Consider the following 15,213-nt stretch of genomic DNA (forward strand, 5'->3'; position numbering starts at 1 on the left):
CGGCGGTAACCGGGGAAGATCTCGACGGGCGGCCGCGAAACTGGGATAGCCGGACCGGCGTGTCCGTTATGCCTCGCCGAAGATGCCGTCCAGCGTGCGCAGCACCTGCCTGACGGCGTCGGAATTGCAGGAGTAGTAGATCATCTGCCGGTCGCGGCGCGTCTCGACGAGGTCGAGGCCCCTCAGTTTGGCCAGATGCTGCGACAGCGCCGACTGGCTGAGCGAAATCCTGTCGGCGATCGAGCCCACTGTCATTTCGCCATGCAGCAGGAGCGCAAGTATCTCCAGGCGCTTCTCATTACTGATGAGAGTGAGAAATTCCGCTGCGGCTTCGGAATTGTCCAACAGTTTCTTTGAAACCATTCTTCCCCCTACGCCGATATTTCGTCCGGACGCCGAGGGCGACACTTCCGAATTCCAGGCACTTTATTCCTGGCGGAGGCGACAGAGTCGTTCCGCATCTCGATGCAACCTAACGTAAAGGACTCAAATCTCAAGACTCGAAAATGCACGGCAGGGACGTAATCTCAAACCTGTGATGTCAGCGCCTCGCGGGCTTCCTTGGCCATCTCCACCAGCGCGATCCGCATCTCCTGGGCATCCTTCAGGGGGGAAGGGAAAAACACGCGCCGTCGATCATCGCCCGCTGCAAGGTCGATCCCGTCCACATCGATGCCGGTGATGATCCAGCCGCCGCCGTCCGCCTTGGCGAAATGACGGGCGTAGTTGGCGATGGCATCGAGGTGATCGTCGTTCATGTGGTCGACAGCCCGCTGCTCGGATTCGGCCAGCGCTTCCACCACCGGCCCATCGACGACGATGTCGTCGCGGCTGAGCAGATAGGCCTTGCCGAAGCCGCCGTTGAGACTGGCGCGCTCGACCTCCAGCCGGAAAAACGAGAAGTCGCCGAGACCTACATAAAGCTTCGCCTTGGGGTTGCTGTTGAGGTAGCGCCGCTCGGCGCGGGCGCGTTCGGGTGTTCCGGGCTCAAGCTTCCTGGCGCGGCAAACCACCGTGATGCGCGGATAGGCGAGGGGATCGCCCTTGCCTGGCTCGCCGACGAGCAGCGAGCAGCGCGGATCGGCAAGGATCGCCTTCGTGTGGGCAGAAAGCTGCGAGACGAGGATGAGCGGCGTGCCGTCCGCATCGGTCGCCACCCCCACCCTGCTTGCCAGCGGCACGCCAGTGTCCGGATCGAGGACCCCGAGCGCGCCAAAGCGGGCCGTGCGGGTGAGGGTCTTTGCGAGTCTCACCGCCTCGGCGTCGGTTTCGCGGATCACGTCCTTGGGCTTGTCGTTCATTTCTCACGTCAAAAGTGGATGATAATTATCCAGTTATTGCGTGATGCGTCTCAGCTTACAAGGCAAATTGTGGCGCGAAAGGATGACGGGAGCAATGTCCCGGCCGCTCATACCGTCGCCAGGCAGCGTTCCTCGACCGTTGCGTGGTCGGCATGGCAGACCTCACCCGTGAGCCGGGCAAGTGCATCAGGCCTGATCTCCACGGCAAGGAGACGGTCAAGGTCGACGGGTCGCGGCATGGAGATCTGGCCGCGCGGAATGCGCTTGAAGCCGAGCGGGCCGTAGTAAGGCTCGTCACCGACGAGGACGACCGCTTCCGCGCCCGCCTTTCCGGCGGCCTCCAGCGCGATCGCCACGAGGCGGCGGCCGATGCCGAGATTCTTGAAGGCCGGGCGCACCGCAAGCGGCCCAAGCAGCAGGGCGCGGCCCTCGCCGGCGGCGATGCGGGTCATGCGGACCGAGGCGATCACGATGCCGTCATGCGTCGCGACGAAGGAGAGCGTCCGCTCATGCGGGCCGCCTTCGCGGATCTTGTAGGCCGCGCGGGCGAAGCGTCCCGGACCGAAGGCCTCTTCGTTGATGTGGTCGATTTCGGCATCATGCGCCGGAGTTTCCGGCAGGTAGGTCACGTCGGGAGCGTTCATGGTCTCGTCCGGTCGAGGAGGAAGGAATGCCGCGAAGGCGCGGCGGGCCATCGGCGCCTTAGGCGCGGGCTTCCATTCGTCGTCGGTTGATCCGGATATTGAGCATGAGGCGCCCGCTAACATCATTTTGCGGGCGCGTCTACGGATATTCGCCCGATCCCGTCTTTGCCGGGGTTCGTGACCGGTTTTAGGTGACGGACCGTCACTGCGTGCGCCCTGTCACCTGCTGGCACGCCGCACTAGATGTCTATGGCAAGCAGGAAAGGATATGCCATGGGACTGCTGGTCGAAGGCAAGTGGGTCGATCGCTGGTACGAAACCAAGGAGACCGGCGGAAAGTTCGTTCGTCAGGATGCGAAGTGGCGCGACCGGGTGACCGCCGACGGCAAGCCCGCCGAAGGCCGCACGCGCGGCTTCAAGGCAGAGCCGGGCCGCTATCACCTCTATGTCTCGCTCGCCTGCCCCTGGGCGCACCGGACCCTGATCTTTCGCAAGCTGAAGAAGCTCGAGGACGTCATCTCGGTTTCGGTCGTGCACCATTATATGGGCAAGGACGGCTGGACCTTCCTAGCCGAGGACGGCGCGACCGGCGACACGCTCTACGGCTTCGACTTCCTGCGCCAGATCTACACCAAGGCCGATCCGGCCTATACGGGCCGCGTCACCGTGCCGGTGCTTTGGGATAAGAAGGAGCAGACGATCGTTTCCAACGAATCGTCGGAGATCATCCGCATGCTGAACTCCGCCTTCGACGCGTGGGGCGACGCATCGCTGGACCTCTATCCGAAGGCGCTGCGCGAGGAGATCGACGGCGTCAATGCCCTCGTCTACCCCTCGATCAACAACGGCGTCTACCGGGCCGGCTTCGCGACCACGCAGGAAGCCTATGAAGAGGCGTTCCGGGAGCTCTTCGCAGTGCTCGACCAGCTCGACCATCGCCTGTCAAAGCAGCGCTACCTGGTGGGCGACCGCATCACCGAGGCAGACTGGCGGCTCTTCACCACGCTCGTCCGCTTCGATCCGGTCTATGTCGGGCATTTCAAATGCAATCTCAGGCAGATCGCGGACTATCCGAACCTGTCCAACTATCTGCGCGATCTCTACCAGGTGCAGGGTGTGTCCGAGACGGTCAACATGCATCATATCAAGGCGCATTATTACGGCAGCCATACCACCATCAACCCGACGCGCATCGTACCTGTCGGGCCGGCCATCGACTATCTCGAGCCGCACGACCGGGGCCGCTTCTCCAAGGCCGCCGCCTAGCCGCATCGTGCTTTACCAGTCCGGCGATGCCGGCGCACCGCCAAAAACTTCGGCGATGCGCCGTCGCGTCGCCGGAGTAGTCATGTCCGGCAGGCGGTCGAGCGGGAAGAAGCCGCCCTCGGCGATTTCCCTGTCGGGAAGCTTGGGCGCTGTCTGCCGGTAGCTCTCGACAAGGTAGAGGGCGACATGGTCGCGGCGGCTGGCCTGGCGGTTGAAATGGATCGATTTCAGGAGGGGAGAGCCGGCGATCTCGATATTGCCCTCCTCGAAAAGCTCGCGCTGCAGCGCCTCGATCGCCGTCTCGCCAACTTCGACGCCGCCGCCCGGAAGCTGCCATCCCGGCACATAGGTGTGGCGGATCAGGAACACGGAAGTCTGATCGGCGTCGTAAACAAGTCCGCGCACGCCGAAGGTCATCGGCCGCTTCAGCCGGAAATAGAAGTGGAACAGCCTTCCGCGCAGGCGGGACCAGCCGGTCTGTCGGAGCCGATCGGCAGTCGCAGTTGCCTTCGTCACAATGATGTTCCTGCGGTGATGCGCGGGTGGAAAGCCTTCGCGGCGTAGCCTAGAAAGGCACGATGTTCAGGCTCGCCCATGTCTCCGACGTCCATCTTGGTCCGCTTCCCGATGTAACCTATCGGGACCTCGCGTCCAAGCGCATGGTCGGCTACGTCAACTGGCAGCGCAACCGACGTCATATCATGCAGGACGGCGTGATCGGCTCGATCACGGCCGACATCAAGGCCGTCGGCGTCGATCATCTCGCGGTCACCGGCGACCTCGTCAATCTGGCGCTCGACGGCGAGATCGAGCTGGCACGGCTCTGGCTGGAGACGCTCGGCCCCCCCGAAGAGGTGTCGGTCGTTCCAGGCAACCATGATGCCTATGTGCCCGGCGCCTTCGACAAGGTCTGCCGCTTCTGGGGCCCCTGGATGACGGGAGACGGCCGGAACGCGCCATCCGACCGGCACGCCTTCCCCTATATGCGCGTCAGGGACAAGGTGGCGCTGATCGGCGTCTCTTCGGCGCGCGCCACCGCCCCCTTCATGGCCAACGGCTTCTTCCGCGAGGATCAGTCGCACCGCCTCGGCGGGCTGCTCGACGAGGCGGGCAGACAAGGCCTTTTCCGCGTGGTCATGATCCATCATCCTCCGGTTCGAGGCGCCGTGACGCAGCACAAAAGGCTGTTCGGCATCGGCAATTTCCAGAAGACGATCCTGCGCCACGGAGCGGAGCTCATCCTGCACGGCCATTCGCATGAGCCGACGCTCTACTGGATCGACGGCAAGAACAAGCAGAACGTGCCGGTCGTCGGCGTTGCGGCAGGCGGCCAGGCGATCGGCGGCTCGCATCCCGCGGCGCAATGGAACCTGCTCGAGATATCCGGCGAGCCGGAGGCGTGGATGCTGCGGCTCACACGCCGCGGTCTGTCGGGCCCGACCTTGCCGGTGGGCGAACTGTCGGCGACGGATCTGATCGGCGGACCGGATGCGGCTGTTGCCGTCGTCACTGCGGGACGGGTGGGGGTAACCGGAACAGGCAGCCGACCGTAGCGCGTTCCGTCAGGGCGCGGAACCGAAGCTCGTCATCAGCCGGTCCCAGAGGGCCATCACCGAAGCGATGAGGCCGACCAGTGCGCCGGCCGCGACAAGGCCGAGGCCCGACAGGAAGGCTGGCCAGCCGCCGCGCCGGACGATCGTGGTTTCCTCCTCGCCTTCGCGCATGTTCAGGCCGGGGATGGCCGGTTCGGCGCTACCCTCCATCAGGCGCTCGCGCTCGATCATCCGCTCGGCGACATAGCGGGCGACCTGGTCGGCGACCGGTTTGATGGCGGTGTCCTCGGCCAGCACCACGCGGCCGGCGCGCGTGTCCTTGACGAAGCGATAGGTGCGGCGGTCGCGCGCCATGGCGACATGGCTGATCGCATCGATCCAGAGGCGCGGCTGCAGCCCCGAGGAAATGGTGAAGTCGAAGAGGTCCATGTCGGCGGGAACCTGCGCGAAGAACGGTGCAAGTTCCGCCGCCATCAGCTCCAGCCGCGTGTGGCTTGCCTCGCGCAGCTCGACGACGACGTCGTCGCGGTCGGCCGCCGCGTTCTTCACCTCGCGGATGATCTCGGTGAGCCTGCGCGCCTGCGCGGCCGATTCCTGACTCTCAGCCTTTTCGCTCATCGCGGCGGTCCCAGCGCAGTCAACGTGGTTAACAAACCGCTAACATAGACTTTTTTCCGGCAAAAGTCCCGAGCGGCACGGCAATCCGCGCCGCTCGACACGAACCGGCTGCGGGCGGGTGACCGCCCGCTTGGTCGAAGCTACTTCGCCTCGATGATCCGGTTTGCCGCCGACACCACGGCCTCGAGCGAGGCGGCCACGATATTGGTGTTGATGCCGGCCCCGAAGATGATGCCGCCGGGGTACTCCATCTCGACATAGCTGATCGCTGCGGCGTTCGAGCCGTGCTGTATCGAATGCTCGGAATAGTCGCGCACGGAAAGCTCGACGCCGATATGACGGGAGAGCGCATCGACGAAGCCGTCGACCGGCCCGTTGCCGGTGCCGTTGATCACGAGCTCCCTGCCATTGTCGAGGATGGTCGCCTCGACGATGCGCCGCCCCTTGACCCCCGTGTCGGGAAAGGTCTGGTGGTCGAGGAATTTCAGCCGACCGCTCGGCTGGTCGACATAGACCTCCCGGAAGCGCTCGTAGATGCGCTTCGATGAAAGCTCCTTGCCTTCGGCGTCGGTGATGGCCTGGATGTCCTTGGAGAACTCGACCTGCAGGCTGCGCGGCAGGTTGAGGCCGTAGTCCGCCTGCAGGACATAGGCGATGCCGCCCTTGCCCGACTGCGAGTTGATGCGGATGATCGCCTCGTAGGTGCGGCCGACATCCTGCGGGTCGATCGGCAGATAGGGCACCTCCCAAAGCGGCTTGTTGGCGACCTTCAGCGCCTTCATGCCCTTGTTGATCGCATCCTGATGCGAGCCGGAAAATGCCGTGTAGACCAGCTCGCCGACATAGGGATGGCGCTCGGGAATCCTGAGCTGGTTCGAATATTCGTAGACGTCCTTCATCCGCGGGATGTCGGAGCAGTCCAATTGCGGATCGAAGCCCTGGGTGAACATATTCAGGGCCAGCGTCACGATGTCGACATTGCCGGTGCGCTCGCCATTGCCGAACAGCGTGCCCTCGACGCGGTCGGCGCCGGCCATCAGGCCGAGTTCGGTCGCGGCGATCCCGGTGCCGCGGTCATTGTGCGGATGCAGAGAGACGATGATGTTGTCGCGATCGTCGAGCTGCCGGCACATCCATTCGATCTGGTCGGCATAGATGTTGGGCGTCGACATCTCGACGGTCGCCGGCAGGTTGATGATCAGCTTGTTGTCGGGCGTCGGCCGGACGATCTCGGTGACAGCGTTGCAGATCTCCAGCGCCACCTCCAGCTCGGTGCCGGTGAAGCTCTCCGGCGAATACTGGAATCGGTAGCCGCCGCCGGCCTTGGCGGCCATGTCGGTGATCATCTTCGCGGCATCGGTGGCGATCTGCTTGATGCCGGCGACATCCTTGGCGAAGACGACGCGGCGCTGCAATTCGCTGGTCGAGTTGTAGAAGTGCACGATCGGGTTCTTGGCGCCTTCGAGCGACTCGAAGGTGCGCGTGATGAGCTCGGGCCGGCACTGCACCAGCGCCTGCAGAGAAACGTCGTCGGGCGTGCCACCCTCCTCGATCGCCCAGCGGGCGAAGTCGAAATCGGTCTGCGAGGCAGACGGGAAGCCGATCTCGATCTCCTTGAACCCCATGTCGAGCAGCAGGGCGAACATGCGCGCCTTGCGCTCGTGGCCCATCGGATCGATCAGCGCCTGGTTGCCGTCCCGCAGGTCGACCGAGCACCAGATCGGCGCCTTTTCGATGCGCTTCGAGGGCCATGTCCGGTCGGTGAGGCCGATCATCGGATAGGGTTCGTATTTGCGGGCCGCTTCTGGCATGCCCTTGACGGTCGAGGCTTCAGTCTTAGCGTCCATCTTGTTGCTCCCGGCGGCTGCGTCTCAACGCAGGCGTCGCCTAACGATTGTTCATGCGTGAATTGGCAAGGAGCTTGCAGCGCGAGGCGTCACGATCGACCGCCGGGCGCTCCTTCAGCGGACCCGGCGATCGCCGATAAGGCCGAGAAGCAGCAGAGCCGAAGAAAGCGCGCGAAAAGTCTCAGCCGCGAAAGCGGGCTGGCTGGACTTGGCTGTTGCCGGGCGCGTGGACATGACGGCCCTAATATAGCAGCCGCGGCTGTGTGGCAAGGCTGCCGCTCATGGCTTCGTCCAGCGGGAGACCAGACGGGCCAGCGAGGGGCCGAGCGCCAGCACGAAAAGCAATCGGGCGCTCTGCAGCGCCATGACGAAGGAAATGTCCACGCTGTCAGAGGCCGCGGCGATGATGGCGACGGAATCGAGACCGCCAGGACTCGTCGCGAGATAGGCCGTCAGAGGGTCGACACCGAGTTCGTAGCTGATCAGCATGGCGAGCCCGCCGCAGAAGGCCATCAGCGCGACGATCGAGCCGACTATCTGGGGAAGGGCGCGTACGGCGTGGCGCAGGATGCTGCTGGTGAAGTTCAGTCCGATCGCCCAGCCGATCAGCACATAGGAGGCCGCGAGCAGCCATTCCGGAATCTGCAGCGGAGCGCCGAGACCGAGATGAAGCACCGATCCCAGGATGACGGCGCCGAGGAAATAGGGCGAGGGCAGGCGGAGCAGGTGCCCAAGATAGGCTCCGACGACGGCAATCGCGATCATGGAGCCGAAAGCCACCCAGTCAATTGCCGGAAACCAGATATGGACCGGTCCCTCGACGCCTGACGTGTCGACCCAGAGCCGGGCGATGAAGGCCGCAGCGATCGAGACCATGATGACGCGCATATACTGCATGAAGGCGACGAGCCGGGCATCCGCCCCGAAGGCGCCGGCCATCAGCACCATGGCGGTGGCGCCGCCGGGCGCGGACCCCCAGACGGCGGTCGGCCCCCGCAGCGGCTCGAAGCGGCTGATGAACCAGCCGAGGAAGCTCGAGGCGGCAAGCGTCGCCACGACCACGCCGGTGAAGAGCGGCCAGTCGTCGACGAAGGTGGACACGATGTCGGGCGAGATCGAGCTTGCGACGAGACAGCCGACGACCGCCTGCGCGCCCCAGAAACCAAGCCGTGGCACGCGCACGGTCGCACCGTTGGCGCCGGCGATGATGGCAGCCAGCATCGGCCCGATCAGCAGCGCCGCCGGCAGGTGCGCCATCTCCAATGCGCCTGCGAAAAGCAGCGAAATGAGCAGCAGCACCGTCCATTGCACGCCGCTATGCAGTCGCTCGAGGCGCTGGAGCCGAGGGGCGGGAGCTTCCATCGCCCGGTCATAGACCCTGACCGGGCGAATTGGCAGTCCTGAAAGGCAAAAATCCCGGCAGGGTCGTTCAGGCGAAGGGCACCGCGCTCGTTCCCGGCGGCAGCTTGGCCTCGTCGTCGGGCTCGACATGGATGGTGATGCGAACGCTCGGGATCTCGGCCTTCAGCGCTTCCTCGATGCGGTCGCAGATCACGTGGCTCTCGCGCACGCTCATGTCACCGTCGACGATCAGGTGGAACTCGATGAAGGTGGCGCGCCCGGCAATGCGCGTCTTCAGGTCGTGCACCTCGATGGCGCCCCTGGAGTGATTGGAGATGATGTCACGGATCTGGATGTGCTCTTCCGTGCTGACCGCCTTGTCCATCAGGCCGCTCAGCGACTCGCCCATGATCTTCCAGCCCTGGATCAGGATATTGATCGCGACCAGCGCGGCGAGCAGCGGATCGAGGATCGTCCAGCCCGTGAGGACCGCCAGGATCAGTCCGGCGATGACGCCGCCCGAGGTCATCACGTCCGTCATCAGATGGTGGCCATCGGCTTCGAGCGCCGGCGATTTCGCACTGCGTCCCTGGCGGATGAGGACGAAGGCCCAGATCGCATTCAGGACGGCCGCGAAGCCGTTCACGGCAAGGCCTTCCCAAGGCTGTTCGAGCGGGCTCGGATTGCTCAGCGTCCGAAACACCTGCGACATGATCAGCAGGGCGGCGACGATGATCATCGCGCCTTCCAGCACGGCCGCGAAATATTCCGCCTTGTGGTGACCATGCTGGTGGTCGCGGTCGGCCGGCCTGTGGCTGACCCGGATCGCCCAAAGCGCTGCGATCGCCGTCACCACGTTGACGATCGATTCCAGCGCGTCGGAATAGAGTGCGACCGAGCCGGTGATCCACCAGGCGAACGTCTTCAGGCCCAGCACCACGAAGGCGACGACAATCGACCAGAAGGCCAGCCGGGCGACCTTCTGCTTGATCGCCGCCGAAGGAGATACTGCGTTCAATTCAGGCCGCCTTCACTTTTGCCTTGCGCGGCAGATGGGCGACGACGTTCTCGATCATGCGCATGCCGGCGTTCTGGCCGAGCGTCATGATCGATTCGGGATGGAACTGCACGGCGGCGACCGGCTCCTTGCGGTGCTCGAATGCCATGATGACCCCATCCTCGGTCTCGGCGGTGACGAGGAATTCGTCGGGCAGGCGCACCGGATCGGCGAAGATCGAGTGATAACGGCCGACGGTGACCTCCTTGGGCAGGCCGGCGAAGATCACGCCGGGCTTCGAGACGCGGATGCGCGACGGCTTGCCGTGCATCGGGATATGCAACTGGCGCAGTTCGCCGCCATAGGCTTCGGCGAGCGCCTGCAGCCCGAGGCAGACGCCGAAGATAGGCAGGTCGCGCTGGCGGGACTTCCTGATGGTCGCGGCGCAGTCGAAGTCCTTCGGCATGCCGGGACCGGGCGACAGCACGACGAGATCGGGCTTCAACCGGTCGAACACCTCGTCGGCAACCGGCGAGCGCACTGTCGAGACGTTGGCGCCGGTCTGGCGGAAATAGTTCGCCAGAGTGTGGACGAAGCTGTCCTCGTGGTCGACGAGCAGGATGTTGACGCCGTCGCCGACCTTGGCGGCCGGCCGTTCGGCGGCTGCGGAATTGCCTGCCTTGGCGTCTCGGATGGCGGAGATCATGGCCGATGCCTTCAGTTCGGTTTCTGCTTCTTCTTCCTCGGGCACGCTATCATAAAGAAGCGTCGCGCCTGCACGCACTTCGGCGATGCCGTCCTTGACGCGGATGGTTCTCAGCGTCAGGCCGGTGTTCAGGTCGCCGTTGAAATGGACCATGCCGATCGCGCCGCCATACCAGGCGCGCGGGCTTTTCTCGTTCTGCTCGATGAAACGCATCGCCCACAATTTCGGCGCGCCGGTGACGGTTACCGCCCAGGCATGGCTGAGGAACGCGTCGAAGGCATCCATACCTTCGCGCAGGCGTCCCTCGATATGGTCGACCGTGTGGATGAGGCGCGAATACATCTCGATCTGGCGCCGGCCTATGACGCGCACCGAGCCGGGCTCGCAGACCCTGGACTTGTCGTTGCGGTCGACGTCCGAGCACATTGTGAGTTCGGACTCGTCCTTCTTGGAGTTCAGGAGCTTCAGGATCTGTTCCGAATCCGAGATCGCGTCGTCGCCGCGCTTGATGGTGCCTGAGATCGGGCAGGTCTCGATGCGTCTGCCATTGACGCGCACGAACATCTCGGGCGAGGCGCCGATCAGGTATTCGCCCTCGCCGAGATTGATGAAGAAGGAATAGGGCGACGGGTTGATCTGCTTCAGCCGGCGGCTGATCTCGGAGGGGGCCGTCTCGCAGCGTTCGTAGAACATCTGGCCTGGCACGACCTCGAACAGGTCGCCGCGGCGGAAGCTTTCCATCGCCTTGGTGACGAGTCTGGCATATTCGCCCGGCTCATGGTCGCCGCGCGGCGGAATACGGTCGGACGGCCTGAACGGCTTCACCTCGCCGTCGCGCGGCAGGCCCTCGGTCGAGAAGCCGCTGCCGGAATAGTCGTAGCGGTCGTGCCAGGCCTTGGCCTGGTGGTGGTCGACGACGAGGATCTCGTCGGGGAGGTAGAGCACAAGATCGCGCTGGCTCTCGGCGCGCTTCAGCGAATAGTCGACCGGATCGAACTGGAAGGCGAGGTCGTAGCCGAATGCGCCGTAAAGGCCGAGATTGGCATCCTGCTCGGTGCGGAAGAGCGCGGTGACGGCGCGCAGCACGGTGAAGACCGACGGGACGCGGCTGCGCTCCTCTTCGGTGAAGACGCGGCCGGGCTCGGCGACGGTCAGCGCCAGCCGCTGCTTCGAGGTCTGGGTAAGCGTCACCTCCTTCAGCGCCGAGATCGCCTTGCCGATGATCGGTAGCAATATCTCGCCGCGACGGTTCAGGGCCTCGATGCGCATGGCGCGTCCGCGCGCCGAAATGACGACCGGCGGATCGATGATCGCAGTGTCCCAGCGGGTGTAGCGGCCGGGATATTCGTAGTTCGAGGAAAAGACAGCGCCGCGGCGACTGTTGAGGCCGTCGAGATAGGCTTCGATGGCGCCGGCATAAGGCGTATCGTGGCGTTCCCTGGTGATCGCCACGCCGCCGGCGGTGACAAATCTTTCCGCCCCGTTTTCAAGCACTTCCAAGGTCATTCCCCGTCTCCGTTTTCCCTGCCGGACCCGGAAAGCACCTGAAAAACAAATGGCCGCCCGGGTTTTCCCTGCGGCCACCATTTTCTCGCGCGCACGCGCCGTCAGGCCGCTGTCAGCAGGCCCACCACCAGAGCATCGCGTTCGAAAGCTTCGACATGAATTTCCCATAGCGGCGAACCGCGGGCCACGCAACCGGATTCGCGCTGTCGGCAGAGGACGGTTGACGACCGGGTGCGGCCTCTTGACGCGGACGCTGGCTGTGTCAATCTTCACTGGGAAGAAAAAAAGAAAACTGACCGGAAAACAGCAGCCGCCGTACAGGTGCGTGAACGGGACAGTCCCGCCCCTGGCGAAGAACAAACAACCGGCGCCGCGAACGCGCCTTGGAGAGGGGACTTCAGCATGACTTCCGTAACGACGGATGCCGTTGCGCCGCACAGCGGCCAACTGCACAGGACCATCAACTGGCAGGGCGCCTTCTGGGTCGCCAGCGGCGTGCCGGCGCTGGTGCTTTTCTCGATTGGCGGCATCGCCGGAACGACCGGCAACCTGGCCTTCGCCATCTGGACCGCCTCGGTGATCCTCGGCCTCATCCAGTCCTTCACCTATGCCGAGATCGCCGGCCTGTTCCCGTCCAAATCCGGCGGCGCGTCGGTCTATGGCGCGACGGCCTGGCTGCGCTATTCGAAATTCATCGCGCCGCTGTCGGTGTGGTGCAACTGGCTCGCCTGGACACCGGTTCTGTCGCTCGGCTGCTCGATCGCGGCGGCTTACATCCTCAGCGCGCTGGCGCCGATCCCGGGCTTCAGCGAGGCCTCGCCCGAAGTGGCGGCCTGGCTCGCCGATCCGGCCAATGCCGGCAAGGCTGCCGCCGACGCGATCGCCGCGCTGACCGCGGCAGGCACGCCGGCGATCCGCGACTGGACGCTCTACAGCGGCACGCTCGGCCCGGTCAGCTTCTCGCTGAACGCGATCTTCTGGATCGGCGTCATCCTGATGCTGATCGTCTTCTCGATCCAGCATCGGGGCATTCTCGGCACGGCCAACGTGCAGAAGATCGTCGGCCTCATCGTCATCATCCCGATGCTGATCGTCGGCATCGTTCCGATCCTGACCGGCCAGATCAACTGGGACAATTATTCGCCCTTCGTGCCGCTCGCGACCGCCTATGCGCCGGAGCCCGGCGAATGGAACATCGCCGGCTGGACGCTGGTGTTCGGCGGCATGTTCATCGCGGCATGGTCGGCCTATGCCTTCGAGACCTCGATATGCTTCACCAGCGAGTTCAAGAACCCGCAGCGCGACACGGTGCGGGCGATCCTCTATTCCGGCCTGCTCTGCCTGGTGCTCTACAGCCTGGTGCCCTTCACCTTCCAGGGCGTGCTCGGCCTGGAAGGCATGCTGGCGACGCCGATCGTCGACGGCTCGGGCGTCGGCCACGCGATGGCCGAGATGGTCGGCGGTGCAGGCATCATCACCTCGATCATGATCATGCTGATGATCCTGGCGCTGATGCTGGCGATCATGACGGCGATGGCCGGCTCCTCGCGCACGCTCTACCAGGGCTCGGTCGACGGCTGGCTGCCGAAGTACCTCAGCCACGTCAACCCGCATGGCGCGCCGACGGCGGCGATGTGGACCGACCTCGTCTTCAACCTCTTCCTGCTGGCGATCGCGGCGGCGGATGCGACGAGCTACTTCTTCATCCTCGCCGTGTCGAACTGCGGCTACATCATCTTCAACTTCCTCAACCTCAATGCCGGCTGGATCCACCGCATCGACAACGGCCACATCCCGCGGCCGTGGCGGGCGCCGACGATCTTCATCGCGGCGGGCTGCGTGCTCTCCTTCGTCAACGCCATGTTCATGGGCGCCGGCGCCAAGGTGTGGAACCCGTGGGCGCTGTGGGCGGGCGTCATCGCTGCCGCGCTCATCATCCCGGTGTTCTGCTTCCGCCACTATGTGCAGGACGGCGGCAAGTTTCCGCCGCACATGCTCGCCGACCTCGGTCTCAAGGATTCCGACCTCGCCGTGCGCAAGGCGGGCATGCTGCCTTACCTGGCGCTGGCGGGCGGCGTGGCCGTCGTGCTGCTGGCGAACTGGATTTTTGTCATCTGAGGGCAAGATCCTGACGACAGCGCGAGAGCCCGGACCAGCAACTCCGGGCTCTTTCAGTTTCAGTCCTCCAGCGCGCCCTGCCTGGCCTTGACGCTGCGGACCTCGCCAACCAGCTTGATGATGTCGTCGCCGGCGCGGCCGGAACGGTGGGCGCTGCGGGTGAGGATATAGCCTGCCTGCGGCGCATGGAGGTCGATGGCGCCGTCCTCGTCGCCGGGCGTGTGCACGATGGTGGCGAGCTTCGCGCCTTTCCTGACGCGGTCGCCCGGCGCGACGTGGAACAGGATGGCGCCGCCGCGCGGCATGGAGATCAGCTCGACATTGCCGATCGGGGCGGCGATGCCGGCGAACTTCTTCGGCTTCGCCGCCTTCCCGTCGGCGATGACGCCGCGGACGGAAAGCAGCCGGTAGATGCCCTCGGCGTCTGATTTCGCCAGGGACGTCTCGACGTCGCGCAGGCCGCGATATTCGACTGTGGTGACGACGCGGCGGTCGAGCCCTGCCTTCTCGGGCGGCACCTGCAGCCAGGGGTGGATCGCCGCCTCCTCGAAGGCGGCGCCGGATTCGCCCTCCCAGAGGATCACCGCCTCGACGCCGAGTGCTGCCGCGCAGTCCTGCATGGCGGGCCAAAGCTGGGTGGGCACGTAGAGGTAGGACACGCTCTCGAAGTCGCAATGCAGGTCGAGCACTATGTCGTGGCCGATGGAAAGCCCGACCAGCAGACGCTTCAGGCGCACATCGACGGTGGACGCGGGCGTGACAGGGGGAAGGGCGCTCCTGTCGGGCCGGTCCAGCAGCGGAAAGTCGCGGTTGAAATTGGTGCGGGTGCCGAGATGGAAGCGGCCCTGCACCTCGCCGAAATGATATTGCGCGCGGCCGACCGGGTTGGCAGCGGGCACGATGGTGATGTCGCCGAGGATGCGGCCCTCGGCTTCGGCGGCGCGCAGCTTAGGCATCAGGGCATGGATGGCGACGACGCCGGGCAGCTCGCCGGCATGAAGCGCGGCCTGGATGTAGGCAGTCGGCGCCGTCTTCGACGACCCCTTGAACCGGTAGACGGCGAGTTCATAGGACACGCCCTCGGTGTCGCCCGCCAGCTTCTCGATCGTCGTCTTCATGGAGGCCTCCTGTCCGGTCGTGGACCATGCCTGTTGCGGGGAACGGGTGCAACGGGGCGAGGAAAGAACCTCGCGTGCTTCATCATCGCCACGCCCTGCTTTCGCAGTCTGGCCTTTTCAAAGAACGCTCCCTGCCACGGAGGGAGAAGTCGGGAAGCGGGGCACGGGGCCTGGCCTCTCAATAGTATTACGTGGCCG

At 64.8% G+C, this 15,213-nt stretch carries 13 protein-coding genes; 3 read left to right on the plus strand and 10 right to left on the minus strand.

Going from position 1 to position 15,213, the window contains the following annotated elements; translation table 11 throughout:
• Positions 1-66 precede the first annotated feature (66 nt).
• The 3 genes from D8676_RS10910 to D8676_RS10920 all read right to left on the minus strand — a co-directional run bounded on the left by D8676_RS10910 (position 67) and on the right by D8676_RS10920 (position 1,945).
• On the minus strand, positions 67-363 hold the full coding sequence (locus D8676_RS10910) for a metalloregulator ArsR/SmtB family transcription factor (protein WP_121580887.1): 297 nt from the start codon (positions 361-363) through the stop codon (positions 67-69).
• A 164-nt stretch (positions 364-527) separates the two neighbouring features.
• Positions 528-1,301: a HugZ family protein gene (locus D8676_RS10915; RefSeq protein ID WP_121580888.1), complete on the minus strand. Its 774-nt coding sequence runs from the start codon at positions 1,299-1,301 to the stop codon at positions 528-530.
• Positions 1,302-1,408: 107 nt separating this feature from the next.
• Positions 1,409-1,945, minus strand: a complete 537-nt coding sequence (locus D8676_RS10920) for an N-acetyltransferase (protein ID WP_121581094.1) — start codon at positions 1,943-1,945, stop codon at positions 1,409-1,411.
• Between the two features lie 273 nt (positions 1,946-2,218).
• Between D8676_RS10920 and D8676_RS10925 the strand changes: the two genes are divergently transcribed.
• Positions 2,219-3,211, plus strand: a complete 993-nt coding sequence (locus D8676_RS10925; protein ID WP_121580889.1) for a glutathione S-transferase family protein — start codon at positions 2,219-2,221, stop codon at positions 3,209-3,211.
• A gap of 12 nt (positions 3,212-3,223) precedes the next feature.
• Here the strand turns inward: D8676_RS10925 and D8676_RS10930 are convergent, their stop codons facing one another.
• Positions 3,224-3,727 carry an NUDIX domain-containing protein gene (locus tag D8676_RS10930; protein ID WP_245426726.1) on the minus strand — a complete coding sequence of 168 codons (504 nt, stop codon included), beginning with the start codon at positions 3,725-3,727 and terminating at the stop codon, positions 3,224-3,226.
• Between the two features lie 62 nt (positions 3,728-3,789).
• Between D8676_RS10930 and D8676_RS10935 the strand changes: the two genes are divergently transcribed.
• Positions 3,790-4,764 carry a metallophosphoesterase gene (locus D8676_RS10935; RefSeq protein WP_121580890.1) on the plus strand — a complete coding sequence of 325 codons (975 nt, stop codon included), beginning with the start codon at positions 3,790-3,792 and terminating at the stop codon, positions 4,762-4,764.
• Positions 4,765-4,773: 9 nt separating this feature from the next.
• Here the strand turns inward: D8676_RS10935 and D8676_RS10940 are convergent, their stop codons facing one another.
• From D8676_RS10940 to D8676_RS10960, 5 genes are all read right to left on the minus strand, one after another.
• A complete protein-coding gene (locus tag D8676_RS10940; RefSeq protein WP_121580891.1) occupies positions 4,774-5,382 on the minus strand; it encodes a hypothetical protein in 609 nt (202 codons plus the stop codon).
• Positions 5,383-5,522: 140 nt separating this feature from the next.
• Positions 5,523-7,193 carry a 2-isopropylmalate synthase gene (leuA, locus tag D8676_RS10945; protein ID WP_183097078.1) on the minus strand — a complete coding sequence of 557 codons (1,671 nt, stop codon included), beginning with the start codon at positions 7,191-7,193 and terminating at the stop codon, positions 5,523-5,525.
• Positions 7,194-7,508: 315 nt separating this feature from the next.
• Positions 7,509-8,591, minus strand: coding sequence for an AbrB family transcriptional regulator (locus tag D8676_RS10950; protein WP_121580893.1), 1,083 nt, complete (start codon positions 8,589-8,591; stop codon positions 7,509-7,511).
• A 67-nt stretch (positions 8,592-8,658) separates the two neighbouring features.
• On the minus strand, positions 8,659-9,561 hold the full coding sequence (locus tag D8676_RS10955; protein WP_183097079.1) for a cation diffusion facilitator family transporter: 903 nt from the start codon (positions 9,559-9,561) through the stop codon (positions 8,659-8,661).
• A 28-nt stretch (positions 9,562-9,589) separates the two neighbouring features.
• A complete protein-coding gene (locus D8676_RS10960; protein ID WP_121580895.1) occupies positions 9,590-11,779 on the minus strand; it encodes an anthranilate synthase in 2,190 nt (729 codons plus the stop codon).
• A gap of 402 nt (positions 11,780-12,181) precedes the next feature.
• On the opposite strand from D8676_RS10960, the gene D8676_RS10965 reads away from it, so the two are divergent.
• Complete coding sequence (locus D8676_RS10965) at positions 12,182-13,897, plus strand: APC family permease (protein WP_121580896.1); 1,716 nt, start codon at positions 12,182-12,184, stop codon at positions 13,895-13,897.
• A 59-nt stretch (positions 13,898-13,956) separates the two neighbouring features.
• On the opposite strand, the gene D8676_RS10970 is transcribed toward D8676_RS10965, so the two are convergent.
• A complete protein-coding gene (locus D8676_RS10970; RefSeq protein ID WP_121580897.1) occupies positions 13,957-15,015 on the minus strand; it encodes a succinylglutamate desuccinylase/aspartoacylase family protein in 1,059 nt (352 codons plus the stop codon).
• Positions 15,016-15,213 lie beyond the last annotated feature (198 nt).

The organism is Mesorhizobium sp. YM1C-6-2 (assembly GCF_003666685.1).
Lineage (GTDB): Bacteria > Pseudomonadota > Alphaproteobacteria > Rhizobiales > Rhizobiaceae > Mesorhizobium_K.

Bases quoted from the DNA above. Each gene is read 5' to 3' on its own strand.
- D8676_RS10950 (WP_121580893.1), bottom strand. From the start codon at position 8,591: ATGGAAGCTCCCGCCCCTCGGCTCCAGCGCCTCGAGCGACTGCATAGC.
- D8676_RS10960 (WP_121580895.1), bottom strand. From the start codon at position 11,779: ATGACCTTGGAAGTGCTTGAAAACGGGGCGGAAAGATTTGTCACCGCC.
- D8676_RS10925 (WP_121580889.1), top strand. From the start codon at position 2,219: ATGGGACTGCTGGTCGAAGGCAAGTGGGTCGATCGCTGGTACGAAACC.
- leuA (WP_183097078.1), bottom strand. From the start codon at position 7,193: ATGCCAGAAGCGGCCCGCAAATACGAACCCTATCCGATGATCGGCCTC.
- D8676_RS10915 (WP_121580888.1), bottom strand. From the start codon at position 1,301: ATGAACGACAAGCCCAAGGACGTGATCCGCGAAACCGACGCCGAGGCG.
- D8676_RS10965 (WP_121580896.1), top strand. From the start codon at position 12,182: ATGACTTCCGTAACGACGGATGCCGTTGCGCCGCACAGCGGCCAACTG.
- D8676_RS10970 (WP_121580897.1), bottom strand. From the start codon at position 15,015: ATGAAGACGACGATCGAGAAGCTGGCGGGCGACACCGAGGGCGTGTCC.
- D8676_RS10910 (WP_121580887.1), bottom strand. From the start codon at position 363: ATGGTTTCAAAGAAACTGTTGGACAATTCCGAAGCCGCAGCGGAATTT.
- D8676_RS10935 (WP_121580890.1), top strand. From the start codon at position 3,790: ATGTTCAGGCTCGCCCATGTCTCCGACGTCCATCTTGGTCCGCTTCCC.
- D8676_RS10920 (WP_121581094.1), bottom strand. From the start codon at position 1,945: ATGAACGCTCCCGACGTGACCTACCTGCCGGAAACTCCGGCGCATGAT.
- D8676_RS10940 (WP_121580891.1), bottom strand. From the start codon at position 5,382: ATGAGCGAAAAGGCTGAGAGTCAGGAATCGGCCGCGCAGGCGCGCAGG.